This window comes from Dysgonomonas sp. GY617, from assembly GCF_015233815.1.
Lineage (GTDB): Bacteria > Bacteroidota > Bacteroidia > Bacteroidales > Dysgonomonadaceae > Dysgonomonas_A.
The window spans coordinates 782,036-796,596 of record NZ_JADCLR010000001.1 but is presented as its reverse complement, the minus strand read 5'-3'; the positions used below and the strand labels follow the sequence as shown (position 1 = coordinate 796,596).

12 protein-coding genes and 1 tRNA gene are annotated in these 14,561 nt (G+C 35.2%); 3 read left to right on the top strand and 10 right to left on the bottom strand.

Features of this window, described 5'->3' with window-relative positions; all coding sequences use genetic code 11:
• The first annotated feature begins 128 nt into the window (after positions 1-128).
• Complete coding sequence (locus tag IR022_RS03400; RefSeq protein ID WP_194202588.1) at positions 129-479, top strand: VOC family protein; 351 nt, start codon at positions 129-131, stop codon at positions 477-479.
• Positions 480-669: 190 nt separating this feature from the next.
• On the opposite strand, the gene IR022_RS03395 is transcribed toward IR022_RS03400, so the two are convergent.
• Entirely contained in the window at positions 670-1,494 is an 825-nt protein-coding gene (locus IR022_RS03395; protein ID WP_194202587.1) for a helix-turn-helix domain-containing protein, read from the bottom strand.
• Positions 1,495-1,614: 120 nt separating this feature from the next.
• Here IR022_RS03395 and map point away from each other — a divergent pair, with 120 nt between their 5' ends.
• Positions 1,615-2,376: a type I methionyl aminopeptidase gene (gene map / locus IR022_RS03390; RefSeq protein WP_194202586.1), complete on the top strand. Its 762-nt coding sequence runs from the start codon at positions 1,615-1,617 to the stop codon at positions 2,374-2,376.
• A 282-nt stretch (positions 2,377-2,658) separates the two neighbouring features.
• On the opposite strand, the gene IR022_RS03385 is transcribed toward map, so the two are convergent.
• The 4 genes from IR022_RS03385 to IR022_RS03370 form a co-directional block, all read right to left on the bottom strand.
• Positions 2,659-2,732, bottom strand: a tRNA-Arg gene (locus IR022_RS03385).
• Between the two features lie 258 nt (positions 2,733-2,990).
• Positions 2,991-3,650 (bottom strand): CatA-like O-acetyltransferase, encoded by a 660-nt coding sequence (locus tag IR022_RS03380; RefSeq protein ID WP_194202585.1) that lies wholly within the window; start codon positions 3,648-3,650, stop codon positions 2,991-2,993.
• 208 nt (positions 3,651-3,858) lie between these two features.
• A complete protein-coding gene (locus tag IR022_RS03375) occupies positions 3,859-6,342 on the bottom strand; it encodes a PQQ-binding-like beta-propeller repeat protein (RefSeq protein ID WP_194202584.1) in 2,484 nt (827 codons plus the stop codon).
• Between the two features lie 92 nt (positions 6,343-6,434).
• Entirely contained in the window at positions 6,435-8,039 is a 1,605-nt protein-coding gene (locus IR022_RS03370) for a LamG-like jellyroll fold domain-containing protein (RefSeq protein ID WP_194202583.1), read from the bottom strand.
• A gap of 332 nt (positions 8,040-8,371) precedes the next feature.
• Between IR022_RS03370 and IR022_RS03365 the strand changes: the two genes are divergently transcribed.
• On the top strand, positions 8,372-9,016 hold the full coding sequence (locus IR022_RS03365) for a rhomboid family intramembrane serine protease (RefSeq protein ID WP_050711567.1): 645 nt from the start codon (positions 8,372-8,374) through the stop codon (positions 9,014-9,016).
• An 81-nt stretch (positions 9,017-9,097) separates the two neighbouring features.
• On the opposite strand, the gene IR022_RS03360 is transcribed toward IR022_RS03365, so the two are convergent.
• From IR022_RS03360 to IR022_RS03340, 5 genes are all read right to left on the bottom strand, one after another.
• The gene (locus IR022_RS03360; protein ID WP_050710071.1) at positions 9,098-10,351 is read right to left on the bottom strand and encodes a PLP-dependent transferase; all 1,254 of its coding nucleotides are present in this window, start codon (positions 10,349-10,351) and stop codon (positions 9,098-9,100) included.
• Between the two features lie 105 nt (positions 10,352-10,456).
• Positions 10,457-11,035 (bottom strand): hypothetical protein, encoded by a 579-nt coding sequence (locus IR022_RS03355; protein ID WP_194202582.1) that lies wholly within the window; start codon positions 11,033-11,035, stop codon positions 10,457-10,459.
• A gap of 12 nt (positions 11,036-11,047) precedes the next feature.
• Complete coding sequence (locus IR022_RS03350) at positions 11,048-12,544, bottom strand: PKD domain-containing protein (protein ID WP_194202581.1); 1,497 nt, start codon at positions 12,542-12,544, stop codon at positions 11,048-11,050.
• Positions 12,545-12,563: 19 nt separating this feature from the next.
• Complete coding sequence (locus tag IR022_RS03345; protein WP_194202580.1) at positions 12,564-13,148, bottom strand: hypothetical protein; 585 nt, start codon at positions 13,146-13,148, stop codon at positions 12,564-12,566.
• A gap of 550 nt (positions 13,149-13,698) precedes the next feature.
• The gene (locus IR022_RS03340; protein WP_050710067.1) at positions 13,699-14,493 is read right to left on the bottom strand and encodes a thymidylate synthase; all 795 of its coding nucleotides are present in this window, start codon (positions 14,491-14,493) and stop codon (positions 13,699-13,701) included.
• Positions 14,494-14,561 lie beyond the last annotated feature (68 nt).

The window sequence follows — 14,561 nt, the reverse complement described above, 5'->3', positions numbered from 1 at the left end:
AGATGAATTAAATTAGAAGTATCACTACTTTTAAACATGAAAAAAGCAGAATGAGTATCTTAAATATTTACATATATTTACAATGAATTTATTTCATAATTTATCGAGTAAAAAAATAGAAGTCGAAAATGATAAATAGTTTTAGAGGTATTAATATATCATCAAAAGATCCCAAAAGGCTCGTTTCGTTTTATAAAAAAGTTCTGGAAATCCCTATTTTGGAAGATGATGAAAACTACGATGGCGTAGTATTCGGATTTATCAAAGATGCTCCCGTTTTTTGGATTTGGGATGAGAATAAATGGGGGAAAAGTAATGAGGGACCCGTTTGTTTGGTCTTTAATTGTGATGACCATATAAAAACATATGAAGATTTGACTCGAAAAGGTGTTGAACTTAATCCTCCCACCACTGCTCCATGGGGTGGAAAAGAACTACTATTAACTGATCCTGATGGAAATAAGATATTAATTTTATAAAGATAGTGTCCAATATTTCTTAATTATGATTGCAATAAATAATATACGAATTTAGTATCAGGTTATTCTACTATAAAACCTACCATCTGCTGACTGCATCTTTAGTTATACAATATCTTCGTATAACTGGCTTCTTTCTGCAACTTATTCTTCGTTCCACTATTATTAGTTAGGAAAAGCCTATTGTAATTCAAGAATTGGATGCATAGTCGAGCGGAGTTTTTCCTGTATAAGATTTAAATTCTTTTAGAAAATGATTGTAGTCATAGAAACCACTCTTAAGGGCAATCTCTGTTAGATCTTTATTTTTACTTTCAATGAGATTGCCATATGCAAAGATAAACCGTTGAAGCAATATGTATTCCTTTGGAGAGATGCCCAGACAATTTAGAAAACTACGTTCCAACCATTTATAGTTTACCCCTATTTGACAAACTACATCTAACACGCTGGTTTGTCCCTTCATTTCATTTATATATCCTATGGCTGCATCAAATAAGGCATTGCTTTTAGAGCTAAGGACTTTTTGCTCAATGTAAGATTCTATTTGCCTTATTCTCTGAATATTTTGTTGTTCTCCATAAATTTTATTTAATACAAACGTATCAAAACCAATATCAGCAAGCGAAGCAACACATTTATTTCTAAAGAAGTGAAGCGGCAGATTAAAAATATCATAGAATGCGTAGGATTTGAACCGCATGACTAAAATAGATTTAACCTTATTAAGATTATTCACATAGATACTTTTCATAATCCCACCATTAATCCATGCTGTTTTAAATGTAATCAAAGAACCATTATTCTGAATATCAATTTGATCAGTTATGGAAGGAAAGAAGATAATAGTTGGTAATCCATCATTAAACACTAACTGGTTTTGTGCCATATCATCACACGAGAAAATATAAAAACCTTCAATGTAGTTTTTTACACTTTCAGACGGAGCTATCCTTTCACAATTAGGATTCCCGTTGATAGATTTAATTATTTGTCTCAGATGATCAATAGGCATAATAGTACAAAAGTACGTAAACTTATATATTCTGGATTATTTCTTTATGTCTAATTTATACTATAGATAAAGTATTTAAAGACATAGTTTTGTGCTATTAATATTATAGAATATGTAGATATGATTATAAATGACGATATAGAGCGAGAGGGATTATATAAAGCAAGCCAAATTGTAGCCGTAACCCTGAAGAAGATGATAGAGTTTGCAAAAATAGGAATGACAACCAAAGAATTGGATGATTATGGAAAATTGATCCTTGAAAGTTACGGGGCACAATCCGCACCTTTTTCGACGTATGAGTTTCCTGGCTGGACTTGTATCAGTATCAATCACGAAATGGCACATGGAATACCATCACACAACAAAGTTCTCAAAGAAGGAGATTTGATCAATATTGATGTTTCGGCTAGTCTAAATGGATTCTATTCTGACAATGGAGCTTCTTTTGTTTTAGGTCGGGATATAAACAATCAACAAAAATTAGTGGACACTTCTATCTATGCATTACACGAAGCAATCTCTCACATAAAAGAAGGAGTAAAAATTTCGGAAGTCGGACGAATTATCGAGAAAATAGCCAAGAGCAGTGGATATAAAGTAATCGAGAATCTCGGAGGTCATGGTATTGGTCGAAAATTACATGAAGAACCTGACTGCATTCTTAACTATTACGACAAATACGAGCAAAGGCGGTTTAAAAAAAATATGGTTGTTGCTATCGAAACATTTTTAGCAACCAACTCTACTTTAGTTAATACCGAACCTGATGGATGGACATTGATTGGTAACAAAGGTGGATTTTGTGTGCAACACGAGCATACTATTATTGTTACCTCCGACAAGCCAATTATTTTAACAGAAAGAAGCAATATTGAATAAAGGTGTGGATGACAGTCTGTATACAATACTATGTAAGCAAATAATCAATCACAATCTAGAAATGGATAAGATTATATGTCATTCTTTGAATACTTCCCCTTAACATACTGATTTTAATGTAACCCTAAATAGGGTGTATAAGTTGTTTAATGTTGTCCAAAAAACATCATCCAGCTTTTAAATTGGCAATATACGAATTCACTTAACCTTCCATCTTGTGCAAGCATAAATAGAAAAAGCGTATAACTTGTTAAGTTATACGCTTTTATTGCTTTTCTTAAGTGATCCGACCAGGATTCGAACCTGGGACCCTCAGCTTAGAAGGCTGATGCTCTATCCAGCTGAGCTACCGGACCTCACCTTTTCGGTTTAGCGAGTGCAAAGATAGCCATTTTTATTAAAAAAGAAAATATTAAATAAAAAAAATACTGATTTCACGTAATAAATAATTAAATCGCCTCTACGTTATATTACAAGCCATCTTATTGAATAAAACATAAGAACTATTCAAACAACAAAACGCCATATCTATGAAATTTAGATGAACTTTATTTAGAGTATCATAAAAGTATTAGGGTTCTTAGACAAAAGTCTAAATACAAGTAGATATTCTATTACTCTATCCAATCTTTTACACCAGTCACAAAACCTTGTATATCATTTATTAATTTACTGGTATGATATCCATCCGCAATCGCATGATTTACAAAAACAGCTAGAGGAATCAATATCTTGTCCTGCTCTTTATAATATTTACCGAAACGAATAAGCGGAAAAAGAAAATTTGAAGCCTCATAAGTATCTTGTGCAAAACTGCTAAAGCTTAGCCAAGGCAATGCAGAAATAGAACAAAAGTTAGGAGGACAATTCGATCGTGCTTTAATACCTTTCACATCTTTATATTTCGTCATGTCATCAACTATCGTTGTATAGAAACTAGGGAAATCTTCATGATATTCACTCCACACATCCGAAAAGGTTTTATCATCGTCATGAAAAATCGTGTATGAAGGATAAAGAAAGTTCCAATAACCCAATTGTTTTTGTTGGTTATAGCTCATCCTAAATTCTTTATTTTGATTAATAGCACGCATAATAGAATATAGGAAAGTCGGAAAAAATTTAAGATGTCTTTCTTTTGACATCTTTAGTAAATCTGTAATATCAATATTAGCATTAAGTGTGTACTTACATTTTATGATATCGTTGTAATAATCAAAATAGGACTTTCTTTCCCATTTCTCAAGATCTATAGTTTCGAAGATTGCTTTCATAATAGAGAAGTCATTTTTATTTTCACTTAGAAATAAAAAGAAGTGCCTGCTTAGCTAGCACTAAACGATTAAGTAAGATCACCTCCTTTTGATAATGTATGAAGTAAAGATACAATTGAAATCTGAAATATTGGATTAAATATTAATACAAAACAAAGAGGCTATTCTTTTAAGAATAACCTCTCTCCTATTTATTATTACTATTCTATTACTTTACTAAAGACGAAAACCCATATACATTACCACCAAAATCGGTTACAAACAAAGAGTTTCCTGATATAGCTACAGTGCTAAATATAGGAGCTCCCGTAGCCTGTTTCCATTCTACTTTTCCGCTATTTGCATTTACTCCATACAGAACACCATCCGAAGCTCCGAAGAAAATAGTACTGCCTGCCAACACAGGACTAGTCTCTATAGTGGTTACCGGAAACCGTGTATAAGGAGCAGTATAGATAAGTGCAGGAAGTGTAGGTACATTCCATTTCTGCTCCAACGTTTCCCTATCTAAAGCAATCAGACCATTATCAACAGAGCCAAATACAATTAGCTTATCAGTTACTAAAGGTGTAGATGTTACGTCTACACTTACTTTCAATTCTTTGCGACTCACAACAGTGCCCGTTTTCACATCGAGAATAAACAAAGATTCACCAGATATGATATACAATAGACTACCATGAATTGCCGGTGAAGCTCCCCTACTCGACAAACCGTAGTTTGCATGCTGCCAAAGCAGTTTTCCAGTCTTAGCATCATTACCATACAAACCTCTCCACTGTGAACCCGATACCACAACATCACTTCCTACAGTTGGGGTTGATGTAGTGCCTTCTCCTTGCCCCCATCCCTCGTTTCTCCAAACTTCATTCCCGGTCTTGGCATTATACGCAGCAAAACCTTTACCCGTACCTGCATATACTGTACCATTGTCGGCAGTAAGACCATCAACGAGCGCGGGCAATCCATTTATTCCGAGTTTTTTCTCCCAACTTAATTTTCCACTGTTAGCGTCAATTGCATATAAGTAGCCTTCTGCATCTTGGGCGAAAATATTTCCATTATCACAAGCAATTGAATTTTTCACTGAGTTACGTGTATTGTATTTCCACAACAATTTCCCTGTTGTAGCTTCAAGAGCATATACCCCGCCCTCGCCTCTCAAATCCTCATCTACTGCACCTACATATACTGTGTTATTATAGATTATAGGAGACGAGAAAAATAAGTTAGCTTTAATATTAGTTATCCAACTCAAATTAAGAGGCAAACTCAACGTATCTTTTGAAATACCAATATGTGCCGAATTATTCAATAGTGTCAACCAATCTTGATTTGTTTTAACAGACAACTTCTCATTCGGCTGATAGATAAACGATTCTTTAGTTTTAGCAACTTCTCCGTTATTAAAAACAACTTTTGCTTCAACAAATATTCGTCTATTTTGAGCCGATAACGGCAATTGTAATTCGCCCGACCAATTCCAATCGGTATTCTGGGTAAGAGCTACATCGCTCACCACTTTCTTATCATCAATTGTACAAGTATAAGATACACTTCGAGCAGGCGATACGGCACTATATGCATTAACCGAAATAGGGATTTTACCATTTGCATTAATAGAAGCTCTTTCATTTCCGATCGACGCTATCTGAATAGAATTATTTATATAAGTATAACGTAACTGAGTTTTGACATCACCCTTTTTATCGACTGATACTACACGATAAGCCGATGTAGAATGATCTATACCTCCTTTATCCAGATTAGCGGTAGAGATAGCCAATACATCGCCTTGTTTACGGACAAAATTGATATGCCAGTGACCATATAACCAAGCTTTAAGATTATGTGCATTCAGATCAACAAACTCAGCATCATTTATTCCAAAAATGAATTTATCAGCATACGATAACAAATCGTGATTAAACACAATTACGGGAGTATTCTTATCAACATGCGCCAAATCGTTTTTCAACCACCGATATACATCCTCTTTGGTATATCCCGGTTTATAATCTCCTCCTGCCATAGGCGTTACTACATAGTGTACATTACCAACATTAAAAGAGAAGTAAACCGGTCCGTAAATACTTTCGAATAACTCCTCACCATACTTTCCTTTTACCAGATCGTGATTGCCAATACTATAAAATATAGGACAATTCATATTACTGGTATTCATCAAACCAATATGTGCTTTCAGACCATTTTCGTAACAAATATCGCCGGTGTGCATTATAAATGCAGTTTTTTCGTCTGCCACATAATCACGAACATTGTTTGCCCAACGTTCCATATCTACCGAATTATGTATTTCGGTATCTGCTATGTGAACAAAATTATGGCTACCATCTGCATTGATTTTTCCATTCAATACATCTAATCCGAAATCGTAGCTTTTATTTTTATCTGAGATAGCTCTATAATGAGCATTATCAGTTTTATAACCCGAGGGTGTAGTTATAAAAATGAATCGTTCCTTTGCATGCCCCGGTAATTCGAATGTACCATCTGCAGCTGTTAAAACTACATTTAAGCCATCCGAAACCATTACATTTTTGAGCAGTTTTTCGCCTTTGTCATAAACACCATTTTTATTGGCATCAACATAAACTCTTCCCATATGAATGGCAAAGATGCTTGCTAATGGGAGAATTGTAGAGATTAAGATTAAAATTAGTTTTTTCATTTAAGTGTATATTTCTCTGATTAAAAGTAATGTATTTGAGTATATTTTTCAGTCCATAACCTATTCTGATTATCAAGGAAAGAACTAAGCCTTTATTTATTCTGATTTAAGTAAAAATAGGTAATAACGCTACCATGATCCGAAGGCCAGAAAGGCGGATGGTGATCTAAGCTTTTACTCCAATAAGGTTGCACATTTTGGCCCTTATAGTAAATATAATCTATTCGATCGCGGATACAAGTAGGTTTTACTGACGAATTACTAATAAGTGGAGACCACGTAAAGCCAGGATCGGTTAATGGATTTAGATTGATTTCCCTATAACTATCCTTATACTTTGCGCTCTCCATTTCTATAGAAGCAGGCCACTTTATAATTCTGCCATTGTGAATATCTTTGGTAGCATCATTCCAATCGAGGTGCGAACCACTATTGAAATCGCCTACCATAAATACAGGCACATTATCTGCATTTTGAGTATAGGGTTCTATCTCTTTTAATATGGCTTTTATCTCTTTGCCTCTTCTATTATTCTCTTCCTTCATAAAATCTGTAAGATTCACTTTATCACTAACCAAATCGCACATATTAGGTAAGTAGTCCAGCCAAATATCAAAGAATGCCATTTTATTACCATTTCCTAAATTAAGAACAGCACCTCCCGAATTGAAACTCTTGTAAACTTTTATTGTTTCGTCTATCGGATATCTACTCATGATACTAAGGTTAGAACTGATTAAGTAGAAATAATATTCTAGAGAATCGGCTATAACTTCTCCCGAACCGTATGTTTCGATAAGACCTATTACATCTGCATTCTCTTTTTTCAGTACATTAATCACACGCTCCAATCCCACATGTTCACCAAAACGATGCCCTCCATGCCATATATTCCATACTTGCACTTTTAATTCATTGGGAGAAATAACCTTTGGGTTCTCACTTCTATTGGGTACAAATTCACTATATAAAGATTTAACAGCAGACGATGTAAGAGTATTATTATATATTTTCACCTCATCTATCATACCATTGAAAGCTGTCCATTCCCGACGAGACGACCAATCATTATATTCATCCGATCCTCCAATTATAGTTGCCAATTCGCTACTTGCGGTCGCAAGCCCATCAACATTGTAAATTCCAACATTTTCACCATCATAGTAAAACCATATTTCTTTCTTATCCAGATCGACACTTACTGCAATCTGATGCCACTCACCATCATTTAGAGATTGACGGTCAGGCGTTGGAGCATAATTATAAGTAGATTTACCATCACTTATATTGAAAAACCAAGCACCACTGTCGTTTGTTCCCAGCATCCATCCTGCTTTGTTTTTATCCTCTACTTTCTTATTACTCATTATAGGTGTCCCTTGTCGGGCATTCTTCTTCGTTTTTACCCATAACTCAATGGCGAAACTCTTATCATATGGTAAGGTTTCACTAGCATCCAGTGCAATAGGTAAACGTATGGCTACATCACTCGTAAGGTCTAAACACAACCCTTTAAGACCCTTGCTATATGTGGGTACAAATGCTAGGCGAGAATCTTCGGCTTCGCTCAGATTCTCTCTAACTTTAGAGAAATCTACCGAGTTACTATCAAATGATTTATGAATAAATGGTTCCTGAGCATGTATCAGCCCTACGATAAATGAAACAATCAGCAGTGTTATGCATCGTTTTTTCATAATACTATATTTAAGGATTATCGTACTTATCAAATTAGACCAGAAGTCTCAGATGATTCTTCCAGCCTAAATTGTGTTTTTCAATTATCAAATATAAAAATTATATCCTTATTACTTCAATTATTTTCGATAACAAATACAACCCAATTGTTAATATAACATTTGAGCTTCAACTTTCGAAAAAGTAAGTCTTCTCCTTTTACAACATAAGTAAGTAAATCTTATGAAAAAATGCCTAAATAATTTATAGTATAAAAAACGGTCATTATACGAAGTATGCATTATCAATACAAATAATATACTATTTTTGCATCGAACTAAAAAAGATTCAAATGGATTTAGGTACTCTTGTAATTTTTGCGATTATAATTATTACAGCAATAACAAGCTATATAGGTTTTAATAACAGACAATTTTTCGATCGCTATAAGTTCAGCACTTATGCAATTCTCGAAATGAAGCAATATGACAGAATGCTGACTGCTGCTTTTCTACATGCTGATCTTATGCACTTACTATTCAACATGGTAACTCTGTATTTTTTCGCACCAGTATTAGTAGCTTATGTAGGACCCGTAAAATTTCTGATCTTGTATTTGGCTGCCATAATAGGAGGAAATACAATATCACTATGGATGTATAGAAGAGACTCTATATACACAGCCATAGGAGCATCGGGTGGAGTTTGTGGTGTATTATTTGCTTCTATTGCTATGGACCCTCAACGTATGATAGGATTCTTCTTTATTCCTATGCCAGGGTGGGTATTCGGGATATTGTATTTGGGATATTCGGTGTATGGGATGAAAAAATCAATAGGTAACATCGGGCACGCAGCACACTTGGGTGGCGCAGTTGTTGGATTACTGTTGGCTATATTATTCGTACCACAGTTACTTCTATTTCACGGTTATTTTATAGCCTTAATGTCACTACCTATTATCGCTCTAGCATATTTCGTATATAAGGAAAAATAAATAATACTTATACAAAAGCCCGATCATATTTAAATATGATCGGGCTTTTATTTTATAATTAAAAGTGCAAATTAATACACTTCAAAAAGCTAATGCTTGTAGAATATCTTTTTTCAAATCTTCTACATCTTCAATACCAACAGACAAACGCAACAGATTATCTTCAATGCCCATCACTTGCTTCATTTCAGGAGTGAATGTTCCATAAATTGTTGATTCTGGATGTATTATCAATGTTTTATTATCAAATAAATTGGTAGCTCTGCGGATTACTTTTAATCTGTCCATAAAGCGATAACAATCCTCTTTCGTTGCCAAGTTAAACGTCAACATTGCTCCGGGATTAGAGGGAAATAATCGATCCGAAATTTTCTTATATGGAGAGCTTTCCAATTTGGTATATCCTACCCTTTTCACTTTACTGTTTTCAGAAAGATACAACGCTAAATTATAAGCCGATTGAGACATACGCTCGAAACGAAGTTCGAGAGACTCCATTCCTAAAGCCTGCAAAGAAGCTGTTTCAGAGTCCATACAAGCTCCTATATTACGGGCAATCTCACGCTTTATTTTATACATAAAAGCCGACATAGAGGTATTGTTAGATACTACTTTTGCCAACTTCTTATTTTTCGACCAATCGAATGTTCCATAATCAAGAATAGCACCTCCCACACTGGTTGCACCTCCTGATACATATTTGGTAGTAGAAACAACTTCTATATCTACACCTTGTTTCTTTGCCGAAAATCCACACCAAGGTACAATAGTAGTATCTACAATCAAAGGAACACCTTTGGCTTTAGTTACAGCCGCTATTTTAGGCAGATCAGCTATTTCCATGTGAGGATTAGTAATCAATTCGCAAAAGAAAGCACATGTGTTTTCGTCAATAGCTGCTTCTATTTCTGACAGATTATCAGTATTTACGAAGCGAACTTCTACACCAAATTCAGCTAGAGTAAATTGAAATAAAGAAAAGGTATTGCCAAATAAGTGAGGCGAGGTTACAATATTACTACCTGCATAAGCCAGCGCCATAAATGTATTGGATATTGAAGCCATGCCCGAACTTACAGCCATTACACTTTCGGCTCCCGAAGCAATTTTCATTCTCAACTCCAGATTTTCGACTGTAGGGTTAGATATTCGAGAATAAGTGTGGCTATCAGTTTTATTCTGAAAAGCATTAGCAATAGCTTCCGACGAAGGATATTCAAATGCGGCATTCCGATAGATAGGCATACTTATAGCTCCATGTGCGTCTTCCTTTTTAAACTTAGCACCTATAATACGAGTAGCAAATTTCTCGCTTTGACAATCTTCTAATTCCATAATAACAATACTCTATATGATTTCGATAATCAAAGGTAGTGTATTTACAAATAAGCTGTCCCTTTTTCAGAAAATAAATCTAGCTGAATAATAAAATATTTTCTGTTATTTCACTACAAAAACCACATTCATATACGTATCATAATCTGCTTTTTTTACGATCGAATAAGTCATCTTTCCATCATCTGTAATATTGTTTATTTTCAAGACACTGGTATCATAGTAAGTTATATAGTAATGCAACTGATTGGCATTCGCATAGTGTGGAATCACACTTGGGGCAGTAGGGTTCTTACCCAGAGGAGTATCAAACTGTTTTTTATATTCAGCATACAAATCTAAAGGCGTTGCAACTACACCCAAATTGGGAGTTGGAATATTAATGGATGGCATATAAAAAAAACGTGTTGCATTCTGGGTCAAACACATCCATTGAGGATCGGTTTCCGTTCCTATGTTTTGAGATATACATTGTTTATCGGTATCATACACTAAAAGCCCATTTGAAGGTGCTGGTATGGCTTCCTTATCTAGAGTTGTTAGTCGTGGCAAAAGTACTCCTCTATTGGTACTACTAACTTCTAAAATAGCACTATTATGAGGATTTTCAGTATCAACCCCTATCTGGCAATACGCGAGATTAGAAATCAAAAGAGTTAGTGTAAGTAATATTATTTTATTCATCATTATTCTATTTTAGTTTGGAAGAAGATCGGATCGGATCATTCTATTGGTAACCACTTTACATTCGGCTACAGTATTTGTGATAGTATTTATTTTACTGCTTTCGGCTAGTCCATTAACCAAATAAGGAGTTACTCTGATTGTGTACACTCCTTGAGTATCATAAGTATGACTTTGTTTATAAGTCGTGATGGAACTACTAATATTGTAATCTTTTACGACGGGAGTACCATCGCCAAAGTTCCATTCCAAATACGCTATTTGCTGAGTACCACTACCAATAGAAGGAATCTCGACCGAATATTCCGCACTGTTGCCAACACAGACTATTTCTTTTCCTTTTATCGGTTTGATATTAAAGAAAGAAGTAATAAACGGAGGCAATCCTAAGCGAGGCAAACGAGGAGAGATAAATTTATTCGGAACTTCGGCTATTTGAGTACCTCCATTATCTGGGTCCAAAATAATCCATAAAGAAGACTGTTGATTTCCAATAGCATATATCCTATTATCTGGGCCAAGCTGCACATTATCTATATTTGCATTCGGCAAAATTCTTGTAAATGGAGCTGATATATTATTAATAGGTTTGATATAAAGCCCTCTATTTCCTCTCTCGATTGCAGTGAAATAAAGATAGTTTCCTGTAGGCGAAAATTCGAGACTGTATAGGTTCTCAAGATAAGTAGAAACAAACTGAAAACTGGAAGCCTTACCTGTAGAAGTGTCAAAGTTCCCTATTGTCAGATAATGATTTGAATCAAATCTGTAATCCGCATGAATAATACGTTTTCCATCAGGTGATATCTTTGTAGTACCTACACCAATACTGCTAGGAGCAATTGTTGGAATCCCCAAATCCATACCAATTTCTGAAATCACGGGAGTAACATTAATTCCGGCAGAAGTTATCAGCCACGCAAATATTTTACTTCTCACACGACTTACTACCCAATAATCTTTTCCATTGGCATGTCCTATTGCCGTTAGGTTTTCGTAAGCATGAGTGATTGGGTACCCCGAACTTCCGAAGGTAAGAGATACGTTTTTTAATACTACTGCTCCCAACCCTCCATCTGCAGACATATTTACTGTTGAATAACAAAGACCCGGAGCTGTATTATTTCGGTCAGGAGCCGTAATAATATAGTATAAAGCAGGGTTATCGGGCACAGGAATTACAATACCCGAATTGGTAGAGGATGGATGCCCCAAAAGCCCTGTACCATTCTGCATAGTAACCAAGTTTTTATTATATACCGTAATACCATCAGACGCAAACAAAAAATTACCATCCTTGTCCGATATCGAAAAACAACCTTCGAAAGTACTTACTGGACCCTGCACAGTACTTGGTACTCCTAAAACATTTCCTAATGAGGTTGATTCTGTATGAGTATTCGAAAAATCAAGCCCTGTGTTAGTTCCAAAATACCAATGGTAAGCCTCTTTTTGGCAGTAAGCTTGCTGAGTAAACACTAGTAATAGTATGAATATTATCTTTTTCATTGTAGTATATTTAATGCACTTATTTTACGACGAATACAACATTGAGAAACGAGTTATAGTCGGCCACTTTAATAATTTCGTAAGTAACCTTCCCGTCATTACTTATATTATTTATTTTAAGAACATTCGCATCGTAATAAGTGATATAATAGTGTAAATCGGTAGCCACAGGGAAATAAGGTATATTGGCAGGTGCACTGGTATTCTTTACCATAGGCGTGGCAAATTGCTTTTTATATTCATTGTATAAATCCAATGGAGTAGCCACAACCCCTAAAGTTTTTGCACTGATGGCTACCGAAGGCATATAAAAGAACCTTGTCTGATTTTGAGCCAAGCAAATCCAGATAGGACTGACTTCTGTTCCTACATTTTGCGACAGACATTGCTTGTCAGTATCATAAACCATCAATCCCGCTGCCGGATTGGGGATGGCTTCTTTAGCTGTAGTACCCATACGAGGCAATAATACTCCTTGATTGTTGGCAGGACTCACGATATCAAGAGCTGCACTTGCATGTGGCGCTTTGGTATTAATACCTACTTGCGAATAGATGGGGCTGAAAAAACCGATTACAATAAGTAATAGAATTATTCTTTTCATTGTTGTATGTGATAAATTAGTTAGTAAATTTTCAGTATAAGAATAAGAAAAGCAGTAGCATGTAATCACTACACACCACTGCTGTACATAGCTATGCCATAGGTAAAGATGTTTTGCAGTGAAGCTTTTGAACGACAACAAAAAAAACAAAATGCTTGCACTACAACCCAGACCGGCTAATCTATGATTGTTGTATTTATTGGGGAAATATTGTATTTTAGGAAATTTGCTCGTATTGGGAGCCAAAAACAGCGAAAGACAGAAAAATCTGCCTAAAATAAGAAAACAAATGTTTTGTGAATGGGGATGGGTGTTACCTACTAGTCTCTCTCTCTCTCTCTCTCTCTCTCTCTCTCTCTCTCTCTCTCTCTCTCTAATATTTCGACGCACATAGGCAAACCTAAATAGTTAAATTTTAGATTATTAATCACCGATATGTTTGTTAAATAATTAGTCATTCCGAACGTAAATAGTTATTACACAATGGCAAATATACTACAAATTTATTAAGAGACAAATCCGATCACCTCAAATTTGTCTCTTAATACTATTATATAGCAACCTCACCTTTAATATGTGGATGCGGATCGTATCCTTCTAATTTGAAGTCTTCGAATTTAAAATCGAATATACTTTTTACATCGGGGTTGATAATCATTTGAGGTAAAGTACGCAATTCGCGTTCCATTTGCATTTTCAACTGATCGATGTGATTTGTATAGATATGAGCATCTCCTAAAGTATGCACAAAATCTCCCGCTTCAAGTCCAGTAACCTGAGCCATCATCTTGAGCAACAAGGCATAAGAAGCAATATTGAAAGGTACTCCCAAGAAAATATCAGCACTACGCTGATACAATTGCAAACTTAGTTTACCATCTGCTACATAGAACTGAAAGAATGCATGACAAGGCGGTAAATTCATGTTAGGAATATCAGCTACATTCCAAGCACTTACTATTATACGACGCGAATCGGGATTATTCTTGATTGTGTTTACAACCTCGGTAATCTGATCGATATGTCCTCCGCTATAATCTGGCCACGAACGCCATTGAAATCCATAGATATGTCCAAGATCGCCATTCTCATCAGCCCATTCGTTCCAGATACGTACACCATTATCCTGCAAATATTTGGCATTAGTATCACCCGCTAAAAACCACAGTAGTTCGTAAACGATAGATTTTAAATGTAATTTTTTAGTAGTAAGCATCGGAAAACCATCTGCCATATTATAACGGCTTTGATGCCCAAATACGCTGATAGTACCTGTACCGGTTCTATCTTCTTTTCGAACCCCTTCGGTCAAAACACGCTGTACTAAATCTATATATTGCTTCATCGTTTCGTTAATTAATTAAGGTACTAGACTCTTTGATTTATAAGAAAGTATAAAACCAGAAACTCTTG

Excerpts from the sequence above, each read along its gene's own strand:
- IR022_RS03370 (WP_194202583.1), bottom strand. The coding sequence starts at position 8,039 with ATGAAAAAACGATGCATAACACTGCTGATTGTTTCATTTATCGTAGGG.
- IR022_RS03375 (WP_194202584.1), bottom strand. The coding sequence starts at position 6,342 with ATGAAAAAACTAATTTTAATCTTAATCTCTACAATTCTCCCATTAGCA.
- IR022_RS03340 (WP_050710067.1), bottom strand. The coding sequence starts at position 14,493 with ATGAAGCAATATATAGATTTAGTACAGCGTGTTTTGACCGAAGGGGTT.
- IR022_RS03380 (WP_194202585.1), bottom strand. The coding sequence starts at position 3,650 with ATGAAAGCAATCTTCGAAACTATAGATCTTGAGAAATGGGAAAGAAAG.
- IR022_RS03360 (WP_050710071.1), bottom strand. The coding sequence starts at position 10,351 with ATGGAATTAGAAGATTGTCAAAGCGAGAAATTTGCTACTCGTATTATA.
- IR022_RS03395 (WP_194202587.1), bottom strand. The coding sequence starts at position 1,494 with ATGCCTATTGATCATCTGAGACAAATAATTAAATCTATCAACGGGAAT.
- IR022_RS03365 (WP_050711567.1), top strand. The coding sequence starts at position 8,372 with ATGGATTTAGGTACTCTTGTAATTTTTGCGATTATAATTATTACAGCA.
- IR022_RS03350 (WP_194202581.1), bottom strand. The coding sequence starts at position 12,544 with ATGAAAAAGATAATATTCATACTATTACTAGTGTTTACTCAGCAAGCT.
- IR022_RS03355 (WP_194202582.1), bottom strand. The coding sequence starts at position 11,035 with ATGAATAAAATAATATTACTTACACTAACTCTTTTGATTTCTAATCTC.
- IR022_RS03345 (WP_194202580.1), bottom strand. The coding sequence starts at position 13,148 with ATGAAAAGAATAATTCTATTACTTATTGTAATCGGTTTTTTCAGCCCC.
- map (WP_194202586.1), top strand. The coding sequence starts at position 1,615 with ATGATTATAAATGACGATATAGAGCGAGAGGGATTATATAAAGCAAGC.
- IR022_RS03400 (WP_194202588.1), top strand. The coding sequence starts at position 129 with ATGATAAATAGTTTTAGAGGTATTAATATATCATCAAAAGATCCCAAA.